General features: G+C 59.4%; 17 protein-coding genes and 1 pseudogene. 7 read left to right on the top strand and 11 right to left on the bottom strand.

Annotated features, from left to right (window positions below):
* Positions 1–299: 299 nt before the first annotated feature.
* Together betT and mgrA are read left to right on the top strand one after the other, a co-directional pair.
* On the top strand, positions 300–2,261 hold the full coding sequence (betT, locus tag AACY50_RS03330; protein WP_339431664.1) for a choline transporter BetT: 1,962 nt from the start codon (positions 300–302) through the stop codon (positions 2,259–2,261).
* A 190-nt stretch (positions 2,262–2,451) separates the two neighbouring features.
* A complete protein-coding gene (gene mgrA, locus AACY50_RS03325; protein WP_339431569.1) occupies positions 2,452–3,489 on the top strand; it encodes an L-glyceraldehyde 3-phosphate reductase in 1,038 nt (345 codons plus the stop codon).
* 54 nt (positions 3,490–3,543) lie between these two features.
* Here the strand turns inward: mgrA and gshA are convergent, their stop codons facing one another.
* The 3 genes from gshA to AACY50_RS03310 form a co-directional block, all read right to left on the bottom strand.
* A complete protein-coding gene (gene gshA, locus AACY50_RS03320; protein ID WP_339495486.1) occupies positions 3,544–5,127 on the bottom strand; it encodes a glutamate--cysteine ligase in 1,584 nt (527 codons plus the stop codon).
* A 318-nt stretch (positions 5,128–5,445) separates the two neighbouring features.
* Positions 5,446–5,829 (bottom strand): PaaI family thioesterase, encoded by a 384-nt coding sequence (locus AACY50_RS03315; RefSeq protein ID WP_339431567.1) that lies wholly within the window; start codon positions 5,827–5,829, stop codon positions 5,446–5,448.
* Entirely contained in the window at positions 5,829–8,153 is a 2,325-nt protein-coding gene (locus AACY50_RS03310; RefSeq protein ID WP_339431566.1) for a Tex family protein, read from the bottom strand. The genes AACY50_RS03315 and AACY50_RS03310 overlap by 1 nt, the downstream gene beginning before the upstream one ends.
* Positions 8,154–8,511: 358 nt before the next feature.
* Here AACY50_RS03310 and ompR point away from each other — a divergent pair, with 358 nt between their 5' ends.
* On the top strand, positions 8,512–9,252 hold the full coding sequence (gene ompR, locus AACY50_RS03305) for an osmolarity response regulator transcription factor OmpR (protein WP_339431565.1): 741 nt from the start codon (positions 8,512–8,514) through the stop codon (positions 9,250–9,252).
* A gap of 114 nt (positions 9,253–9,366) precedes the next feature.
* Positions 9,367–10,680: an ATP-binding protein gene (locus tag AACY50_RS03300; RefSeq protein ID WP_221731025.1), complete on the top strand. Its 1,314-nt coding sequence runs from the start codon at positions 9,367–9,369 to the stop codon at positions 10,678–10,680.
* An 84-nt stretch (positions 10,681–10,764) separates the two neighbouring features.
* On the opposite strand, the gene rimK is transcribed toward AACY50_RS03300, so the two are convergent.
* Positions 10,765–11,670, bottom strand: a complete 906-nt coding sequence (rimK, locus tag AACY50_RS03295; protein WP_221731026.1) for a 30S ribosomal protein S6--L-glutamate ligase — start codon at positions 11,668–11,670, stop codon at positions 10,765–10,767.
* Entirely contained in the window at positions 11,667–12,146 is a 480-nt protein-coding gene (rimB, locus tag AACY50_RS03290) for a retropepsin-like aspartic endopeptidase RimB (protein WP_401138337.1), read from the bottom strand. Before rimB ends, rimK begins: the two co-directional genes overlap by 4 nt.
* A gap of 216 nt (positions 12,147–12,362) precedes the next feature.
* On the opposite strand from rimB, the gene AACY50_RS03285 reads away from it, so the two are divergent.
* Positions 12,363–12,767, top strand: coding sequence for an RNA-binding S4 domain-containing protein (locus AACY50_RS03285; RefSeq protein WP_339431564.1), 405 nt, complete (start codon positions 12,363–12,365; stop codon positions 12,765–12,767).
* A gap of 109 nt (positions 12,768–12,876) precedes the next feature.
* On the opposite strand, the gene AACY50_RS03280 is transcribed toward AACY50_RS03285, so the two are convergent.
* Positions 12,877–13,677 carry a phosphatase PAP2 family protein gene (locus AACY50_RS03280; RefSeq protein WP_339431563.1) on the bottom strand — a complete coding sequence of 267 codons (801 nt, stop codon included), beginning with the start codon at positions 13,675–13,677 and terminating at the stop codon, positions 12,877–12,879.
* Positions 13,678–13,781: 104 nt separating this feature from the next.
* Here AACY50_RS03280 and hslO point away from each other — a divergent pair, with 104 nt between their 5' ends.
* Together hslO and AACY50_RS03270 are read left to right on the top strand one after the other, a co-directional pair.
* Positions 13,782–14,684 (top strand): Hsp33 family molecular chaperone HslO, encoded by a 903-nt coding sequence (hslO, locus tag AACY50_RS03275; RefSeq protein WP_221731029.1) that lies wholly within the window; start codon positions 13,782–13,784, stop codon positions 14,682–14,684.
* A gap of 181 nt (positions 14,685–14,865) precedes the next feature.
* Positions 14,866–16,407 carry a phosphoenolpyruvate carboxykinase gene (locus AACY50_RS03270; RefSeq protein ID WP_339431562.1) on the top strand — a complete coding sequence of 514 codons (1,542 nt, stop codon included), beginning with the start codon at positions 14,866–14,868 and terminating at the stop codon, positions 16,405–16,407.
* Between the two features lie 42 nt (positions 16,408–16,449).
* Here the strand turns inward: AACY50_RS03270 and AACY50_RS03265 are convergent.
* The 5 genes and pseudogenes from AACY50_RS03265 to AACY50_RS03245 form a co-directional block, all read right to left on the bottom strand.
* A pseudogene (locus AACY50_RS03265) lies at positions 16,450–16,572 on the bottom strand (helix-turn-helix domain-containing protein); the annotation flags it as partial.
* Positions 16,573–16,674: 102 nt separating this feature from the next.
* Positions 16,675–16,947 carry a type II toxin-antitoxin system RelE/ParE family toxin gene (locus tag AACY50_RS03260; protein ID WP_339431561.1) on the bottom strand — a complete coding sequence of 91 codons (273 nt, stop codon included), beginning with the start codon at positions 16,945–16,947 and terminating at the stop codon, positions 16,675–16,677.
* On the bottom strand, positions 16,947–17,390 hold the full coding sequence (locus AACY50_RS03255; protein ID WP_339431560.1) for a hypothetical protein: 444 nt from the start codon (positions 17,388–17,390) through the stop codon (positions 16,947–16,949). Before AACY50_RS03255 ends, AACY50_RS03260 begins: the two co-directional genes overlap by 1 nt.
* A 154-nt stretch (positions 17,391–17,544) precedes the next feature.
* Positions 17,545–17,844 (bottom strand): hypothetical protein, encoded by a 300-nt coding sequence (locus AACY50_RS03250; protein ID WP_339431559.1) that lies wholly within the window; start codon positions 17,842–17,844, stop codon positions 17,545–17,547.
* 356 nt (positions 17,845–18,200) lie between these two features.
* Entirely contained in the window at positions 18,201–19,328 is a 1,128-nt protein-coding gene (locus tag AACY50_RS03245; RefSeq protein ID WP_339431558.1) for a hypothetical protein, read from the bottom strand.
* Positions 19,329–19,343 lie beyond the last annotated feature (15 nt).

The raw sequence follows: 19,343 nt of genomic DNA, 5'->3' as shown, positions 1-19,343 counted from the left end.
CTTGGGGCGAATCCAGATAATGTCCCTGCGCCAATTCTCCACTGAACCAATCTCTCCAACTCCACGTCATACCTCACCTTGAGCTAGCGTAGGAACACGACCGGCTGGCCGTACGATTAGTCGTTAGCGTCCTATCCATGTTTAACTTGAACGTTCATTCAAGTTAAACCGGTGGTTCGCTGCCCGCTCACAACAGGAGGCTTGCCTTTGCTGAGTCCGATCATTTCAGCCACGTCTCAATCCATCGAGGTGCGCGTTTCATGAGTGCATCGTCAACCCCCGCCAGCGGCCTGGTACGCATGAATCCGCCGGTGTTCTACTTCGCCGCGACGGTCATTCTGCTCTTTGGTCTTGTGGTCATCGCCATGCCACAACAGGCCGGTGCCTGGCTGCTGGCTGCGCAGAACTGGGCGGCCAATACGGTCGGCTGGTACTACATGCTCGCGATGAGCCTGTATCTGGTCTTCGTGGTGGTCACCGCGTTATCCGGCTACGGCAAGATCAAACTCGGTGCCGACCACGACGAACCCGAATTCAGTTACCTGTCCTGGGCCGGCATGCTGTTCGCTGCCGGGATCAGCATCACGTTGTTTTTCTTCTGCGTGTCCGAACCGCTGACCCACATGCTGCAACCGCCGCAAGGCGAGGCCGGCACGGCGGACGCGGCGCGCCAGGCGATGCAGATTCTGTTTCTGCACTGGGGCTTGCACGGCTGGGGGGTGTTCGCCTTCGTCGGCATGGCGCTGGCCTACTTTGCCTACCGTCACAACCTGCCGCTGGCCCTGCGTTCGGCGCTGTATCCACTGATCGGCAAACGCATCAACGGCCCCATCGGTTACGCGGTGGACGGCTTCGGCATCATCGCTACCGTGTTCGGCCTCGGCGCCGATATGGGCTTTGGCGTGCTGCACCTGAACTCGGGCCTGGACTACTTGTTCGGCATCGCGCACACCCAGTGGATTCAAGTCGGTTTGATTACCCTGATGATGGGCGCGGCGATCATCGTGGCTGTCGCCGGTGTGGATAAAGGCGTGCGGGTGATGTCCGACATCAACATGCTGCTGGCCTGCGCGCTGCTGCTGTTCGTGCTGTTCGCCGGCCCCACCCAGCATCTGCTCAATACCTTGATCCAGAACGTTGGCGACTACCTCGGTGCCTTGCCGATGAAGAGTTTTGACCTCTACGCCTATGACACACCGAGCGACTGGCTTGGCGGCTGGACGGTGTTCTACTGGGCCTGGTGGATCGCATGGTCGCCCTTCGTGGGCTTGTTCATCGCACGGATTTCCCGTGGCCGCACCATTCGTGAGTTCGTCTTCGGCGTGCTGCTGATCCCGCTCGGCTTCACCTTGGCGTGGATGTCGATCTTCGGCAACAGCGCCCTCGATCAGGTGCTCAATCACGGCATGAGCGCGCTCGGCATGTCGGCCCTCGACAACCCGTCGATGAGCATTTATCTGTTGCTGGAAACCTACCCGTGGAGCAAAACCGTCATCGCTGTGACGGTGTTCATCAGCTTCGTGTTCTTCGTCACCTCAGCCGACTCCGGTACCGTGGTGCTCTCGACACTGTCGGCCAAGGGCGGCAACCCGGACGAAGACGGGCCGAAATGGCTGCGGGTGTTCTGGGGCGTGATGACGGCGCTGATCACCAGCTCGCTGCTATTCTCCGGCAGCATCGATGCACTGAAGTCGGCGGTGGTGCTGACCTCGTTGCCGTTCTCGCTGATCCTGCTTTTGATGATGTGGGGCCTGCACAAGGCGTTCTATCTGGAGTCGCAGAAGCAGATCGCGCAACTGCACTCGCTGGCGCCGGTGTCCGGCTCGCGGCGTGGTTCAGGGGGCTGGCGACAGCGTCTGAGCCAGGCCGTGCACTTCCCGTCGCGTGACGAGGTGTACCGTTTCATGGACACCACCGTGCGCCCGGCAATTGAAGAAGTGACGGCGGTGTTTGTCGAAAAAGGCCTGAACGTGGTCACCCAGCCGGACCCGGCCAACGACAGCGTCAGCCTGGAAATCGGCCATGGCGAGCAGCATGCGTTCATCTACCAAGTGCAGATGCGCGGCTACTTCACGCCATCATTCGCCCGGGGTGGCATGGGCTCCAAGCAGCTCAACAATCGCCGCTACTACCGCGCCGAAGTGCACCTGAGCGAGGGCAGTCAGGACTACGATATGGTCGGCTACACCAAAGAGCAGATCATCAACGACATCCTCGACCAGTACGAACGGCACATGCAGTTCCTGCATCTGGTGCGTTGATCGTGGGTTGAGCGCCGAGTCGGATCAAGACTCGGTGCTCAAGCACCCTGCCAGGATCAGGCCGAAGAGGATGATTGGGGTGTGCAGGGTGGATAATCATCGACGGTTCTGACGCCTTCGCGAGCAAGCCCGCTCCCACAGGGGTTACGTCAATCGTCCATTAGCTGTTCATCAAACAAGAGAGGATTCGATGACTTACACCGCTGCCGAAAACCGCTATGAGTCCATCCCTTACCGCCGCGTCGGGCGCAGCGGTCTGGTGCTGCCGGCGCTATCGCTGGGCCTGTGGCACAACTTTGGCGACAGCACGCCGATCGACACCCAGCGCGCCCTGCTGCGCACTGCGTTCGACCTGGGGATCAACCACTTCGACCTGGCCAACAACTACGGCCCTCCGTACGGTAGCGCCGAGATCAATTTCGGTCGCCTGCTGCGCGAAGACTTCAAGCCATACCGCGATGAGTTGATCATCTCCAGCAAGGCCGGTTGGGACATGTGGCCTGGCCCTTACGGTCAGGGCGGTGGCTCGCGTAAATATGTGCTGGCCAGCCTTGATCAGAGCCTGCAGCGCCTGGGCCTGGACTATGTGGACATCTTCTATTCGCATCGCTTCGATCCGGACACCCCGCTGGAGGAAACCGCCAGCGCCCTCGCCAGCGCCGTGCAACAGGGCAAGGCGTTGTACATCGGCATCTCGTCGTACTCCGGGGTGAAAACCCGCGAGATCGCCGCGCTGCTCAAAGAGTGGAAGGTGCCGCTGCTGATTCACCAGCCGGCGTACAACCTGCTCAACCGCTGGGTGGAAAAAGACCTGCTCGACACCACCGATGAACTCGGCACTGGCGTCATCGCCTTCACGCCGTTGGCGCAAGGTCTGCTGACCGACAAATACCTCAACGGCGTGCCGGCGGATGCGCGGGTCAATCGTCCGGGCGGTGGTTCGCTGCAGGCTTCGCATTTGTCCGAAGCCAACATCGCCCACGTCCGTGCGCTGAACGAGATCGCCAAGCGTCGTGGCCAGAGCCTGGCGCAACTGGCACTGGCCTGGACGCTACGTGACCCGCGCGTGACCTCGGCGCTGATCGGCGCAAGCCGACCGGAGCAGATTATCGAGAACGTCGGGGCGTTGAAGAATCTGAGCTTCAGTGCTGAAGAACTGGCAGAGATTGACCGGTTTGCCCAAGAGGGCGGGATCAATCTTTGGGAGAAGCCCTCGATGGCGCAGTGAGCATCCTTCAACCCAGTCCTCTCCCTGCGGGAGAGGATCAGGGTGAGGTTTTTTTCAGTTGCTGATCGCCAGAATGCTCGCCTGGTACGACCCGACAAACACATCGAAATCGCCCACCTCGTTCTGCTCCAGCTCAGCCTGCGCCACCAGGGAAGAGCGCGCCAGTTCCTCAAACTTCGCCTGCTCGTCAGCTGTCAACGACTCGCTGCGGAAAAACTCGGCATGTGCCTGACTCTGACGCAGGGAAAACTGCGCGAAGCTTTCCTTGTGCTCGGCCATCGCTGCCAGCACTTGGGCAGAAGGCGTTAGCGACGGGTCGCGGACTTTTGCCAGTTGCGCATCCAGTGCCTTGCTGTGGGCATCGCCGCCATGGCTTTGATCGAGCAGCGCAGCGAGTGGGGCAATCTTTTCCAGCAACTCTACCGCCCATGCCTTCATCTCGACCGGCTCACCGTCGCGCTGCAATTGCAGACCCGGACGGCGACCTTCCTTGACCACGCTGAGGAAGTTCGAGGTCGCGTTGCTGCAACTGGTGTTGGTCAGCAGTGGGCTGTCGTTGAGTGCGCAATACAGCAGGAACGCATCAATGAAGCGCGATTCAGTGAGGTCGATGCCCATCGGCAGGAACGGGTTGATGTCCAGGCAGCGCACTTCGACGTACTGAATGCCACGGGCCACCAGCGCCTGAATCGGCCGCTCGCCGCTGTAGGTCACGCGTTTTGGGCGGATGTTGGAGTAGTACTCGTTTTCGATCTGCAGGATGTTGGTGTTCAACTGAACCCACTCGCCATCCTTGTGCGTGCCGACTTCCACATACGGTGCGTACGGCGTAGCCACGGCCTTGCGCAGGCTGTCGGTGTAGCTCGTCAGATCGTTGTAGCACGGCGTCAGGCCGGCCTGGGCGTTGCTCTGGTAACCGAGGTCGCTCATGCGCAGGCTGGTGGCGTACGGCAGGTAGAGCGTGTCTGGATCGAGCTGTTCCAACTGATGCGAACGACCGCGCAGGAAGCCCGCGTCGAGCGCCGGTGAGGCGCCGAACAGGTACATCAGCAACCAGCTGTAGCGCCGGAAGTTGCGGATCAGCGCGATATAGGACGACGACTGGAAATCCCGGTCAGTGCCGACAAAACCCTCGGTTTCGCGCAGCAACGGCCAGAGTTTTTCCGGCAGGGAAAAATTGTAGTGAATCCCGGCGATGCACTGCATGGTCTTGCCGTACCGCAGGGCCAGGCCCTTGCGATAGACGTACTTGAGCTGACCGATATTGGACGTGCCGTAATAGGCAATCGGGATGTCTTCCTCGGCCGGCAATGGGCACGGCATCGATGGACTCCACAGGTACTCGTTGCCGAGTTTGCTGTAGGCAAAACGGTGAATCCTGTCCAGGCTCGCCAGTGTATCTGCCGGGTCGGGCAGGGCGGGCGTGATGAATTCCAGCAGCGACTCGGAATAGTCGGTGGTGATTTTTTCGTTGGTCAGCGCGGAACCCAAGGCTTCGGGGTGCGGCGTTTGCGCCAGACGACCTTCGCTGGTCACGCGCAGGCATTCACGTTCGATACCGTGGAGGCACTGTTCGAGCAGAGAGAGGTTAGCGCGCTCGCCGAGCAGAGCCAGGCGGCGGTTGAGAAGTTCGCTCAATTTGGATTCCTTCACGCGTCAGTCGCCCCAATATGGGGGTGGGCAAGACGGTCTACAAGGGTGAAGTTGAAACTGGCGTTTTCGCCTGGTTTTTTGGGCTCACGAAGCCCCTTTCGAACCGCCGACTTCAATCCCTGAATCTGGCAGATGCACGCGAAGTAAACGCGATCCTTGTGGGAGCGGGCTTGCTCGCCAAGGCGGTGTATCAGTCACAGACATGCAAACTGACACACAGCCTTGGCGAGCAAGCCCGCTCTCACAGAAAAGCTCGACGCGGCGATCACTGCGCCGAAATTAACTCAAAATGATGAACAACATCTACAGGACAGCGAACGTGCCTTGCGCTTTTGCGACCAGTTTTTCGCCCTGCATCACGTCGGCTTCGACCACCAGCGTGCGGCGGCCCGGGTGGATGACCCGCGCCGTGCACAGCACCTCGCCGTCGGAAACGGCGCGGATATAGTTGATCTTGCATTCGATGGTCGCGCTCTGCTGATCGAAACCGTGGGTGCTGGAACAGGCCAGACCCATGGCGATGTCGACCAGGCTGAACAGCGCGCCACCGTGCAATTTGCCGCCGCGATTGCGCAGTTCCGGTTCCAGCACCAGGGCGACTTGCGCCACCCCGGTTTCCAGGCTGTGCAGGCGGCAGCCCAACAGCTTGAAAAACGCGCTCTCGACGAGCCCGGCCGGAATGTCCATCAGCGTTTCTTCAACTGCTTGGCGTTGGCGAACAGCGAGGCCATCGCATTGTTCACGGGCGTCGCTGTTGCGGTTTCCTTGCGTGGCGCATTGTTCGACGGCTGGCGTTGCGCCGAGCCCGGACGCGAGCCACGGGCGCCATCAATCTTCTCGCCCGGGGTGTCGCCCATGCGCATCGACAGGCCCACGCGTTTGCGAGGAATGTCGACTTCCATGACCTTTACTTTCACCACGTCACCGGCTTTCACCGCTTCACGCGGGTCCTTGATGAACTTCTCCGACAGCGCCGAGATGTGCACCAGACCGTCCTGATGCACGCCGATGTCGACGAAGGCACCGAACGCGGTCACGTTGGTGACGACGCCTTCGAGGATCATCCCCAGTTGCAGGTCTTTGAGGTCTTCGACGCCTTCCTGGAACTCGGCAGTCTTGAACTCGGGACGCGGGTCGCGGCCCGGTTTTTCCAGCTCCTGGAGGATGTCGGTCACGGTCGGCAGACCGAAGGTCTCGTCGGTGAACTTCTTCGGATCCAGACGCTTGAGGAACCCGGCGTCGCCGATCAGCGAGCGGATGTCGCGGTCGGTTTCAGCGGCAATACGCTGCACCAGCGGATAGGCTTCCGGGTGAACCGCCGAGGAATCCAGCGGGTTGTCACCGTTCATCACGCGCAAGAAACCGGCGGCCTGTTCGAAGGTTTTTTCGCCCAGGCGTGCGACTTTCTTCAGCGCTGCACGGGTTTTGAATGCGCCGTGTTCGTCGCGGTGCGCCACGATGTTCTGCGCCAGTGTGGCGTTGAGGCCGGAGATCCGTGCCAGCAGCGCTACCGAAGCGGTGTTGACGTCGACACCGACGGCGTTCACGCAGTCCTCGACCACCGCGTCCAGGCCTCGTGCCAGTTTCAGCTGCGACACGTCGTGCTGGTACTGGCCGACCCCGATGGATTTCGGGTCGATTTTCACCAGCTCGGCCAGCGGATCCTGCAAACGACGGGCGATGGACACCGCGCCACGGATCGACACGTCCAGATCGGGGAATTCCTTGGCCGCCAGTTCCGACGCCGAGTACACCGATGCGCCGGCCTCGGAGACCATGACCTTGGTCATCTTCATGGCTGGGTATTTTTTGATCAGCTCGATCGCCAGTTTATCGGTTTCACGGCTGGCGGTGCCGTTGCCGATGGCGATCAGGTCAACCGAGTGCTTGGCACACAGCGCGGCCAGGATGGCGATGGTCTGATCCCACTTGTTGTGTGGAACGTGCGGGTAAACCGTGGCGTGATCCAGCAGCTTGCCGGTGGAGTCGACCACGGCCACCTTGCAACCGGTACGCAGGCCCGGGTCGAGGCCCAGGGTCGCACGCGGGCCGGCCGGTGCGGCCAGCAGCAGGTCGTGCAGGTTGTGGGCGAACACGTTGATCGCCTCGGTTTCGGCGCCGTCGCGCAGCTCGCCCAGCAGATCGGTTTCCAGGTGGGTGTAGAGCTTGACCTTCCAGGTCCAGCGCACCACCTCGCCAAGCCATTTGTCGGCGGGACGGTTCTGATTCTGGATGTTGAATTGCTGGCCGATCATGCCCTCGCACGGGTGCATGGTGCCCGGCAGTTCGTCGCCGACCTTCAGTGCGGAGCTGAGGATGCCTTCGTTGCGGCCGCGGAAAATCGCCAGTGCGCGGTGCGACGGCATGCTTTTGAGCGGCTCGTCGTGTTCGAAGTAGTCGCGGAACTTGGCGCCTTCTTCTTCCTTGCCTGCGATCACGCGGGCACTGAGGGTTGCTTCCTGTTTGAGGTAGCTGCGCAGTTTTTCCAGCAGGCTGGCGTCTTCGGCGAAGCGTTCCATCAGGATGTATTTGGCGCCTTCCAACGCAGCCTTCACATCGGCCACGCCTTTTTCGGCGTCGACGAAGCGTGCGGCTTCGGTTTCCGGAGCGAGATTCGGGTCGTTGAACAGGCCGTCAGCCAGGTCGCCAAGGCCGGCTTCCAGGGCAATCTGGCCCTTGGTGCGGCGCTTTTGCTTGTACGGCAGGTACAAGTCTTCAAGGCGGGTCTTGGTGTCGGCGAGTTTGATATCGCGTTCAAGGGCGGGGGTGAGTTTGCCTTGCTCCTCGATGCTGGCGAGGATGCTGATACGCCGTTCGTCGAGTTCTCGCAGGTAGCGCAAACGCTCTTCCAGATGACGCAGTTGCGTGTCATCAAGGCTGCCGGTCACTTCTTTCCGGTAACGGGCGATGAAGGGAACGGTAGAGCCTTCATCGAGTAGCGCGACGGCCGCTTCGACCTGTTGTGGGCGTACTCCGAGTTCCTCGGCAATGCGGCTGTTGATGCTGTCCATAAAACCACCTGACATAGTGTGAAAGCAGGCTCGCAGGCACGGAAACAAAGGCCCGGAGTCTGGTTGAACGGCTAGAGGATTGCCGCTGCCTGGGTCAAAAGGCACCCCATTGACCCGTGAAATCGAACAATTACTGCGGCCACCGGGAAAAAAGCCCGGCCAACTCCGGTAACGATTCAGACGTTGCCTGGCACAAAACGCCGCGCATTATAACCAGCGTTCTGTCATTCGGGGGCGTTGCAGTCTGTAGGCATAAACCCCGGTTTTCTGGCAGTGAAGGAAAAATCTGCTAACAATGCACACGGTGCGTATAACGGCAGCTACGCCATAATGCGCGCCGAGCTAAAAGGAGCATCCAATGAGCAGCACTGCACAACCTGCTGAAGGCGAAAAAATTCTTATCGTTGACGACGATCCAGGGCTGAGTAGCCTGCTGGAACGCTTTTTCGTCAGCAAGGGCTATCGTGCCCGTACCGTACCGAACACCGAGCAGATGGATCGTCTGCTCTCGCGTGAAGTTTTCAATCTGGTCGTCCTCGACCTGATGCTGCCTGGCGAAGACGGTCTGACCGCCTGCCGCCGTCTGCGGGCGGCGAACAACCAGATTCCGATCATCATGCTCACCGCCAAGGGCGATGAGATGAGCCGCATCAAGGGCCTGGAACTGGGTGCCGACGACTATCTGGCCAAGCCGTTCAACCCGGACGAGCTGATGGCACGGGTCAAAGCAGTGCTGCGCCGTCAGGCCGCACCGGTGCCGGGCGCACCGGGCAGCGAAGACGAAAACGTCACCTTCGGTGATTACGTGTTGTCGCTGGCCACTCGCGAACTGAAGCGCGGCGACGAAGTACACATGCTCACCACCGGTGAGTTTGCGGTACTCAAGGCCCTCGTCATGAACGCGCGTCAGCCACTGACCCGCGATAAACTGATGAACCTGGCCCGTGGCCGCGAGTGGGATGCCCTCGAGCGTTCCATCGATGTGCAGATTTCCCGTCTGCGCCGGATGATCGAGCCCGATCCGTCCAAACCGCGCTACATCCAGACGGTCTGGGGCGTGGGCTATGTGTTTGTACCGGATGGCACCGCCACCAAGTGATCGGTGATTTGTAGGAGCGAGTCTGTCGGGGGCGGGTCGAATGACCCATCTCACAGACTCGCAATCCGCAATATGCGAGCATGGCTCGCTCCTGCAAGTGTGTAGCGGTTAAAGATGAAAACCCCCGTCTGGTTTCCCCAAAGTTTTTTCTCCCGCACCCTCTGGCTGGTGCTCATCGTCGTGCTGTTTTCCAAGGCGCTGACCCTGGTTTATCTGTTGATGAACGAGGACGTGCTGGTGGATCGTCAATACAGTCACGGCGTCGCTCTGACGCTGCGCGCCTATTGGGCCGCAGACGAAGAAAACCGCGCGAAGATCGCCGATAAGGTGCCCCTGATCAGGGTGGTCGGGGCGGGTGTGCCGGAAGGCGAACAACATTGGCCTTATAGCGAAATCTATCAGCGGCAGATGCAGACCGAGCTGGGCCCCGACACCGAGGTGCGATTACGCATGCACTCACCGCCGGCGCTCTGGGTCCGTGCACCGAGCCTGGGTGATGGCTGGCTGAAAGTCCCACTGTACCCGCATCCATTGCGTGGCCAGAAAATCTGGAACGTCCTCGGCTGGTTCCTCGCCATTGGTTTGCTGTCGACCGCGTCGGCATGGATTTTCGTCAGCCAGCTCAACCAACCCTTGAAGCGACTGGTGTATGCCGCCCGGCAACTCGGTCAGGGCCGCAGCGTGCGCCTGCCGATCAGCGACACGCCAAGCGAGATGACCGAGGTCTATCGCGCCTTCAACCAGATGGCCGAGGACGTCGAACAGGCCGGACGTGAGCGCGAGTTGATGCTGGCCGGGGTTTCCCACGATTTACGCACGCCGTTGACCCGGTTGCGGCTGTCGCTTGAATTGATGGGCGACCGTAACGACCTGACCGACGACATGGTGCGCGACATCGAGGACATGGATGCGATTCTCGACCAGTTCCTGGCGTTCATTCGCGACGGTCGGGACGAGTCTGTGGAGGAAGTGGATCTCAGCGATCTGGTACGTGAAGTCGTGGCGCCGTACAACCAGAGTGAAGAGAAGGTTCGGTTGCGTCTGGAACCGATCCAGCCGTTTCCGCTGCGTCGGGTTTCAATGAAGCGCTTGTTGAACAACCTGATTGGCAACGCTTTGAATCATGCCGGCAGCGGCGTTGAAGTCGCCGCGTATGTGTCTGGCGACACCAGTGCCCCGTATGTGGTGCTGAGTGTGATGGACCGTGGGGCGGGGATCGATCCTTCGGAGCTTGAGGCGATCTTCAACCCGTTCACCCGTGGTGACCGCGCTCGTGGCGGCAAAGGCACCGGTTTGGGGTTGGCGATCGTGAAGCGGATCGCTTCGATGCATGGCGGCAATGTTGAGTTGCGTAATCGGTCCGGGGGTGGACTGGAGGCGCGGGTCAGGTTGCCGTTGGGGTTGATGCTGCCTCGCGATGCTGTTTAAACACTGACATCCAGGGTGAGGCTGATGGCCCCTTCGCGGGCTTGCCCGCGAAGGCGGCCTCTGAGCCGCCACATATTTCCGGGTTTAGCCCTTGCCTTTGGTGCGAGTCATATTCGGCCCGCCATTCTTCTCAAGATGCTCAATGATGATCCCCGCCACATTCTTCCCGGTGGTGGTCTCGATCCCTTCAAGCCCCGGCGACGAGTTCACTTCCATCACCAGCGGCCCGTGATTGGAACGCAGGATATCCACCCCCGCCACCGCCAGGCCCATGACCTTGGCCGCCCGCAGCGCTGTCATGCGTTCTTCCGGGGTGATCTTGATCAGGCTGGCGCTACCGCCACGATGCAGGTTGGAGCGGAACTCGCCCGGTTTGGCCTGACGTTTCATGGCCGCGATCACCTTGTCGCCGACCACGAAACAGCGGATGTCCGCACCGCCAGCCTCCTTGATGTATTCCTGGACCATGATGTTCTGCTTCAGGCCCATGAACGCTTCGATCACCGACTCCGCCGCCGTCGCGGTTTCACACAGCACCACACCAATGCCCTGAGTGCCTTCCAGCACTTTGATCACCAGCGGAGCACCGTCGACCATGTCGATCAGGTCCGGAATGTCATCCGGTGAGTGAGCGAACCCGGTCACCGGCAAGCCGATGCCCCGGCGCGACAGCAGTTGCAACGAGCGCAACTTGTCCCGGGAACGGGCAATGGCCACCGATTCGTTGAGCGGGAACACCCCCATCATTTCGAACTGACGCAACACCGCGCAGCCATAGAACGTTACCGACGCGCCGATCCGTGGAATCACCGCATCGAAACCTTCCAGCGGTTTGCCGCGATAGTGGATCTGCGGCTTGTGGCTGGCGATGTTCATATAGGCGCGCAAGGTGTCGATCACCACCATTTCATGCCCGCGCTCGGTGCCGGCTTCGACCAGGCGACGGGTGGAATACAGACGCGGGTTCCGCGACAGCACAGCGATCTTCATGCAACACCTGTGGAGGAGGTAGATACCGGGAACACCGGCTTGTCTTGTACATATTTGATGCCCGGATTGACCACCAGTTGGCCGTCAATCAAAGCTTTGGAACCGAGTAGCAGGCGATAACGCATGGACTTGCGGCAAGCGAGGGTGAACTCGACCGACCAGACCCGATCACCGAGGGCCAGGGTGGTGCTGATCACATAGCGCACCTGAGCCTGACCGTTGGAGCTTTTAATGGTCTTGCGCGCCACCAAAGGCGCTTCGCAACGCCGGTGACGCAACTGCACCACTGTGCCCAGGTGCGCAGTGAAGCGCACCCACTTCGCGCCGTCGCGTTCGAACGGCTCGATGTCAGTGGCGTGCAGGCTGGAGGTGCTGGCACCGGTGTCGATTTTTGCCCGCAGGCCCGCGACTCCCAAATCAGGGAGCGCCACCCACTCGCGCAGACCGACAACGGTCAAATGGTCAAATGTCTTCAAAAAAATGCTCAACCGTGACAACCGCTCAGTCCGCAGGGGCCGGATTCGCGGTATTCACGCAGAATAATGGTTAAAAGGCGACAGATATCTACAGCCCGGATTACCGGCGCCTGAAGCAGGCGCCGGAATGTGTGCATTGTAATCCGGGATGGGGTCATTCATGGCACGACAGAAACGGTAGTACAGTTCACCAATATTTCAGAATGAGGACATTCCATGGCACAAAAAAACGAAGACGACGACAAGGTCCGTCTCGATAAGTGGCTATGGGCCGCGCGTTTCTACAAAACCCGGGCCTTGGCCAAAGCAGCGATCGAGAGTGGCAAGGTGCATTGTCGAGGCGAGCGCTGCAAGCCTGGCAAAGAGCCACGCATTGGCGACGAATTTGAGATTCGCACCGGTTTCGAAGTGCGCATAGTGAGGGTCGAGGCACTGTCTATCGTGCGTCGTGGCGCGCCCGAAGCGCAAACGCTGTATGCGGAGACCGAGGCGAGTATCGCCAAGCGCGAAGCGGCTGCGGCGATGCGCAAGGCCGGTGCGTTGGGCGTGAGCACCGATGGCAAGCCGAGCAAGAAGCAGCGGCGGGATCTGTTCAAGTTTCGGGGTAGCGGCAGCGAGTAGGGCGTCACTGCCTCTTCGCGAGCAAGCTCCCACACAAGATTGCATTCCAATGTGGGAGCTAGCCTGTTGGCGAATCGAGTGCACAGCACTCGCCATGGACGCCGCGATATCAGGCGCTACGCACCACACTCATCCGCGAAATCAGCGGCAGCTTGCCCAGCAAACTGAAAATCGGCGCCGTCACTTTCAGCCAGAAATTCGCGGCGTGATACGCAAATGGCGTGTAGTAGCCCCAGCCCAACGCCAGCACCGCCAGCAACACGCCGCCGATGTAATCGTCCTGACCCCAATGCGCCCCGGCCACCAGCCGCGGCAGCATGAACAGCACCGCCAGGCCCCAGATCGTCAGGAACTGGCCAACCGAGCGGCTGAACACCCCCATGAATAATGCCCAGATCAGCAACACCGAAGCATGGTCGCCCGGGAAGCTCTGGCTCGAGCGATCTTTCAACTCCCAGGTCTTTTCCAGATGCGGGAAGTAATCGCTGAGGTGTACCGCGCCTTCAAGCACCATCGACGGACTGCTGTGCTGCCAGTCCATGAAATCGGCGAACTTGGAAAACAGCGTACGGATCACCACCATCAACAGCAGAATCGATAAAAAACCGAAAAAAGCACGGCGCGCATCAATCGCCTTGAATACCCAGTCACCTTTGATCAACAGCGTCAGCAGAATCAGCCCGACGACGATGTCGAACGGACGCATACTTGCAATTGCCCAGATGTGGAGCCATATGGGGTTGCTGGCCAGTGGTGCATTGAGCGAGCGGAACAGCCACTCGTCGAAAATCACACACAGCGAGTTACCCGTAGGCCATAACCAGAAAGCCAGTAGCGCTAACGGCACCACGTTGCACAGAACCAGCCGGCCGAGGTTCCACCTTGATTGGAACAAACCCGGATTGTTCATAAAATGCCTCCCATGGCGTAGCAGTCGGCACCAAAGAGGGTGCCAAGAAACGCGAATTTTCATTCTTTGTAATCATTTTGTCATCACTTTCAGATAGCGGACCTATGACCGACCTAACGGATACCGATTTCACCCAACGCTTCATCTTCGATGACAGCGACACCCGTGGCGAACTGGTGGCGCTTGAGCGCAGCTACGCTGAAGTGCTCGCCAAACACCCATACCCCGAGCCGGTCGCGCAATTGCTGGGCGAATTGATGGCGGCGGCCTCTTTGCTGGTGGGCACCCTGAAGTTCGACGGCTTGCTGATTTTGCAGGCGCGCTCTGAAGGCCCGATCCCGATGCTGATGATCGAATGCTCCAGCGAGCGCGAGATCCGAGGATTGGCGCGCTACCACGCCGATCAGATTGCCGCCGATGCGACCCTCAGCGACCTGATGCCAAAGGGTGTGCTGGCCCTGACCGTCGACCCGACGGTTGGCCAGCGCTATCAGGGCATCGTCGATCTCGACGGCGAAACCCTGTCCGATTGCTTCACCAATTATTTCGTCATGTCGCAACAGGTCGGCACCCGCTTCAAGTTGTTCGCCGACGGCCGCCGCGCCCGTGGTCTGCTGCTGCAGCAACTGCCGGCCGATCGTCTGAAAGACGAAGAAGACCGCGCCGCCAGTTGGCAGCACATCACCGCGCTGGCTAGCACGCTGACCGCCGATGAATTATTGAGCCTGGACAACGAAACCGTGCTTCATCGTCTCTACCATGAAGAGCAAGTGCGCCTGTTCGACGTGCAGAAGCTGCGTTTCCGTTGCAGCTGCTCGCGTGAACGCTCGGGCAATGCGCTGGTCAGTCTGGGTCTGGAAGATGCGCAGGCGCTGGTTGCCGAACAGGGCGGCAACGTCGAGATCGATTGCCAGTTCTGCAACGAACGCTACTTGTTCGATGCGGCCGACATCGCTCAATTGTTCGCTGGTGCGGGCGTCGACACGCCGTCAGATACCCGGCACTAAAACGGTTCAGCGCAGGTAAATTCACTGCTCAACGACGGAATTTCGCCGTTACGACGGGAGGACCCTACTCTTTTTGGGCTTTTCTGGCATAATCCGGCCCACTTTTTTCGCGGTAGTAGTGCGCAACTTTCTACTACAAAACGTTTGGAGCACACTCGGCCACTGGCCGACGGGGAACCTCATGACGCAAGCCAATAACGCCGTGTACACCGATCTGAGTGTTGATGATCTGGTAAAAGAAGCCCTGAACCGCGGTGAAGGCGAGCTTGCCGATACCGGCGCTCTGGTTGTTCGCACCGGTCATCGTACCGGCCGTTCGCCAGTCGACCGTTTCATCGTTGAAGAGCCTTCCACCCAGGCCGCTATCGCCTGGGGCCCGATCAACCGCAAGTTCCCGGCCGACAAGTTCGATGCCTTGTGGGCTCGCGTCGAGGCGTTCAACAACGCGCAAGAGCACTTTGTTTCCCATGTGCATGTCGGCGCGGCTGAAGATCACTACCTGGCCGTGAAAATGACCACCCAGACGGCCTGGCAGAACCTGTTCGGTCGTTGCCTGTTCATCAACCCGGCCCAGTACAACCCGGCTGGTCGTGACGAGTGGCAAGTGCTCAACGTGGCCAACTTCGAGTGCGTGCCTGAGCGTGACGGCACCAACTCCGATGGTTGCGTGATCCTCAACTTCGCCCAGAAGAAAGTGCTGATCGCCGGCATGCGTTACGCCGGTGAAATGAAGAAAGCCATGTTCTCCGTGCAGAACTTCCTGCTGCCGGCCGCTGACGTGCTGCCAATGCACTGCGCCGCCAACATCGGCGAAGAAGGCGACGTGACCCTGTTCTTCGGTCTGTCGGGCACCGGTAAAACCACCCTGTCGGCCGACGAAAGCCGTTACCTGATCGGTGACGACGAACACGGCTGGGGCGAAGGCGTTGTCTTCAACATCGAAGGCGGCTGCTACGCCAAGTGCATCGACTTGTCCGAGAAGAACGAGCCGGTCATCTGGAAAGCCATCAAGCACGGCGCTGTGCTGGAAAACGTCGTCATCGATGACGCCAAGCACGCCGACTACGCCGATGTCAGCCTGACCCAGAACAGCCGCGCCGCGTACCCGCTGGAGCACGTTGCCAAGCGCTCCGAGCACAACCTCGGTGGCGAGCCGAACGCTGTGATCTTCCTGACCTGCGACCTGACCGGCGTGCTGCCGCCAGTGTCGATCCTCAACGAAGAACAAGCGGCCTACCACTTCCTGTCCGGCTACACCGCACTGGTGGGCTCGACTGAAATGGGTTCGGGCAGCGGCATCAAGTCGACCTTCTCCACCTGCTTCGGCGCACCGTTCTTCCCGCGCCCGGCCGGCGAATACGCAGAGCTGCTGATCAAGCGCATCCGCGGCTTCGGCTCCAAGGTCTACCTGGTCAACACCGGCTGGACCGGCGGTGGCTACGGCGTCGGCAAACGCTTCAACATCCCGACCACCCGCGCAGTGATCGCCGCTATCCAGAGCGGCGCACTGATCGGCGCCACCACCGAGCACCTGGACACCATCAACCTCGACGTGCCATTGGCCGTACCGGGCGTTGAAACCAACCTGCTCAACCCACGCAACACCTGGGCTGACCAGGCTGCGTACGACGAGGCTGCCAAGGCGCTGGCCGGTCTGTTCATCGAGAACTTCAAGAAGTTCGAAGTGAGCGACGCGATCAAGGCTGCTGGGCCGAAGTTGTAAGCGTTGGTTTGTGGTGAATGAAGAAGCCGCCCTTTAGGGGCGGCTTTTTTGTGCGAGTTGTTTGGCCGTCAGCCTCCTGCGTAACCGAGCCAGTTTCAAGCGTTCGCCAAGGTTCTTCAGGAGTCGCGCAGTTTTAGGAAGCAGAGCCGCAGTCTTTCTGGCCATAACGCTAGTATTCCTTCACTTGGGTAGTGATAACGCCAGAATAATTGCACTTGGCTGGTCGACCCGGGGAATGGGTTTGCCCTGTCGAATCCTCGTGATCTGTCATAGCCATTGCTGTCGGGCATGCATTATTCGAAGCACCTCCACACATTCATCTTTGATCGTGTAGACGATGACATAGTTGGACGCTGCGACGATTTCTCGTGTGCCTTCAACGCTGCCCCTTCTGTATAAGGTCGGGCGCTTTCGGGCGACTTCCCCTTTTGATTCGAACATATCGTCGAGATCCGCAGCCGCTTCAGGGTTGTCCTCACTGATGTGCTCCATGATTCGGTCTCGGTCATCAAGCGCCTCTTGGCGCCAGACCAACCTCATCAACGCACGCGTTGACGCAGGGCATCGCGCTTGGCAGCAAATATTCGTCGAGCGTCTTCATCGCTCACGCTGGGTCTTGGATCATCAATGCTGATTTGCACCTGCCGCTTGAACCACTCTTCATACGCCGCCGCCTCATGTGCTTGCTTCATTGCTTCAGCGCGATCAGGACGTGTGTAGGTTTTCATTTGCAGCGGGTCATAGCTGGATGCATCCACATCGAAGTGAGTGATACCCAGTTCTTGCAAATAGGCCACTAGTGTTTCAAGGCGTTTGAACAGGCGCACCTGACCACTGCGTTGCGCTGCGAGCGAACATTCTTTGCTTCCCTGATGAATTTGAATCGACCAGCCACCAGGCTTGGCGATGATACGTGTGCTGCTGACCGAACCGTTTTCAATCAGGCGCGTCAGGATGCTGTGATCGATGGTTTCAGTGGTCATGACGGCGAGCTCTTGGCTGAACAATGGCTGCCATCGTACGCAATCAATAGTAGTTTGCAAAATTCAACTCCTGCACTGGGCGCCGGGTGTCCCGCATCCATGTTCTTTGGTGAGGCAGGCGCCACTTATTGGGAGCACACCTGCCTGAGATTTTTCAGACTGGCGCTTTCCAGTTGAGCATTTGCTGCTGCGCGACTTGCAGCAGGTCACAGCCATCCTGCGTCAGCAGATAGAGGGCGTGGGTGATGTGGGGGATGTCTTCGACGTCGGCTTGTTTGAAGCTGAGGCAGTAGAGGGTTTTAAGCAGGTCGCTGGAGGCGCGCAGGCGCTGGACGGCGCATTCGAGGATGTCTTGCGGGTTGGCTGCAGCGTCGATGATCAGGGGCTTGGTGTCGGTGAGGTTGGATTCGAGTGGGCGGTAGCGATCAGGGGTGAGCGGGTTCCATGTTTTCATTATTTTTGGCCTCGAAATATGTCATGAGAATTCGCACCCACCGTGACCACAAGGGATAGGTGGCGGACTGCGTTCGGGTTGGTCAACCGGTGAGGCACTCACAACCGGCACGCCCGAAGGCGTCCCGAACTCAGCCGCCATAAAGCGTGCCGACACAAAAAGCGCCAGCAGCATACAACGAGTGCGAGTGCACAACTCATACGGGTGACCAAGCCCGAACCGCTGATTTGGCAGCGACAGTCACGACTATAGGTTTGAACTACCAGGCGCCGATAGGCGGCAACGGAGTCCAGACCTGTAGGATCGGTACGAAGATCAGATAGGAGATTGTTGTAGGTTTTTTCGTCGGTTCACCGTCAACCAAGATTCTTGTACGCCGCCGTATCCAGCACACTGGTCGTCAGCCCGGTTTCGGGTGTGTAAATCGAACCTTTCACCGCTGAAAACGGCACACCTTTGCTGCCCAGCGACACACACCGTTCGTCTTGATCCAGTTCGGTGAAGTAGGTGTACGAACACTTTTCCATGGCCTGGTATTTCGCGGCGGCCCTCACGATGGCGTCGGTGTGCTGGCGCAGGTCAGCGTCACTCAGGTTCAGGGTTTTGCTCAGCGGCGTGCCCCAGCGCTGCAGGCACACTTCGGCGAAGTGGCGGACGATCAGGCCGGGTTCGGCCAGCACGTTAGGGCCTCTGTCGCCGTCAACGGCGGCGTTGCCCACCAGTGTGGCGTGGCGGCCGGGCATTGGGAAAACGCTGGTTCTGGTGCCGGTGGCGGTTTGCGGGATGACGCAACTGAAGCCTTTGGAGCGCTCGTTCCGGGCATAAAAGCCGACGTATTCTTTGACGTTGGCGTTGAGTTTCACCCGGTGTTCCTGAAAGTTGCCGATACCCGGAACCGGGTCAATGGCGAAGATCCTGACCGGAATATTCTTCAGCGCGTCGTCGGCGTACAAGGCGTTGGCCAACATGTGGCAACTGACGCCGCCACGACTCCATCCCACCAGGTTGACTTGAGTGGGAATGACGCCATCCTTACGGAACGTCTTGATGATTTGTTCCTGTAACTTTTGCTGAGTAACGCTTCGCTTTCCGTAGTTATATTTTCGCCACATCCACGAGCCTTCTATTTTTACGTCTTCGATGGGAATACCGGCAGCTTTCAGTCGGTTGTATTCTGCTTCGGTCAGTTGTTCACGCTGCCAGTCGCACTGGCCTTTGATAATGTTCACGGCATGTTGGACATTCTCCTCCCAACCTTTTCCGAACAGCGTACCGCTCAGGTCGTAATCGCCGGATTCGGTAAACAGTTCATCGGTCTGCAAATTGCTGGTGCCCGGGCCGTCGACGATGACCCATTCGGCAAACTCCCGGCCGCTGTGGTGCGAAGCCAGTGTGGAAACCAGTTCGCCGTTCCAGTAGTTCGGGTTGTTCGTATCAAATCTGGTGGAGCCGGTACCGCAAAAAAAGACAGTTAAAGTCGTCATGTTTGTTGCTCTGTT

This window comes from Pseudomonas sp. RA_15y_Pfl2_54, assembly GCF_963971015.1.
Classification (GTDB): Bacteria; Pseudomonadota; Gammaproteobacteria; order Pseudomonadales; family Pseudomonadaceae; genus Aquipseudomonas; species Aquipseudomonas baetica_A.
This window is presented reverse-complemented; position numbering and strand designations above follow the sequence as displayed.

Coding starts and splice junctions, on each gene's coding strand:
- betT (WP_339431664.1), top strand. CDS start 300: ATGAATCCGCCGGTGTTCTACTTCGCCGCGACGGTCATTCTGCTCTTT.
- mgrA (WP_339431569.1), top strand. CDS start 2,452: ATGACTTACACCGCTGCCGAAAACCGCTATGAGTCCATCCCTTACCGC.
- AACY50_RS03315 (WP_339431567.1), bottom strand. CDS start 5,829: ATGGACATTCCGGCCGGGCTCGTCGAGAGCGCGTTTTTCAAGCTGTTG.
- AACY50_RS03310 (WP_339431566.1), bottom strand. CDS start 8,153: ATGGACAGCATCAACAGCCGCATTGCCGAGGAACTCGGAGTACGCCCA.
- ompR (WP_339431565.1), top strand. CDS start 8,512: ATGAGCAGCACTGCACAACCTGCTGAAGGCGAAAAAATTCTTATCGTT.
- AACY50_RS03300 (WP_221731025.1), top strand. CDS start 9,367: ATGAAAACCCCCGTCTGGTTTCCCCAAAGTTTTTTCTCCCGCACCCTC.
- rimK (WP_221731026.1), bottom strand. CDS start 11,670: ATGAAGATCGCTGTGCTGTCGCGGAACCCGCGTCTGTATTCCACCCGT.
- AACY50_RS03285 (WP_339431564.1), top strand. CDS start 12,363: ATGGCACAAAAAAACGAAGACGACGACAAGGTCCGTCTCGATAAGTGG.
- AACY50_RS03280 (WP_339431563.1), bottom strand. CDS start 13,677: ATGAACAATCCGGGTTTGTTCCAATCAAGGTGGAACCTCGGCCGGCTG.
- hslO (WP_221731029.1), top strand. CDS start 13,782: ATGACCGACCTAACGGATACCGATTTCACCCAACGCTTCATCTTCGAT.
- AACY50_RS03270 (WP_339431562.1), top strand. CDS start 14,866: ATGACGCAAGCCAATAACGCCGTGTACACCGATCTGAGTGTTGATGAT.
- AACY50_RS03260 (WP_339431561.1), bottom strand. CDS start 16,947: ATGAGGTTGGTCTGGCGCCAAGAGGCGCTTGATGACCGAGACCGAATC.
- AACY50_RS03255 (WP_339431560.1), bottom strand. CDS start 17,390: ATGACCACTGAAACCATCGATCACAGCATCCTGACGCGCCTGATTGAA.
- AACY50_RS03250 (WP_339431559.1), bottom strand. CDS start 17,844: ATGAAAACATGGAACCCGCTCACCCCTGATCGCTACCGCCCACTCGAA.
- AACY50_RS03245 (WP_339431558.1), bottom strand. CDS start 19,328: ATGACGACTTTAACTGTCTTTTTTTGCGGTACCGGCTCCACCAGATTT.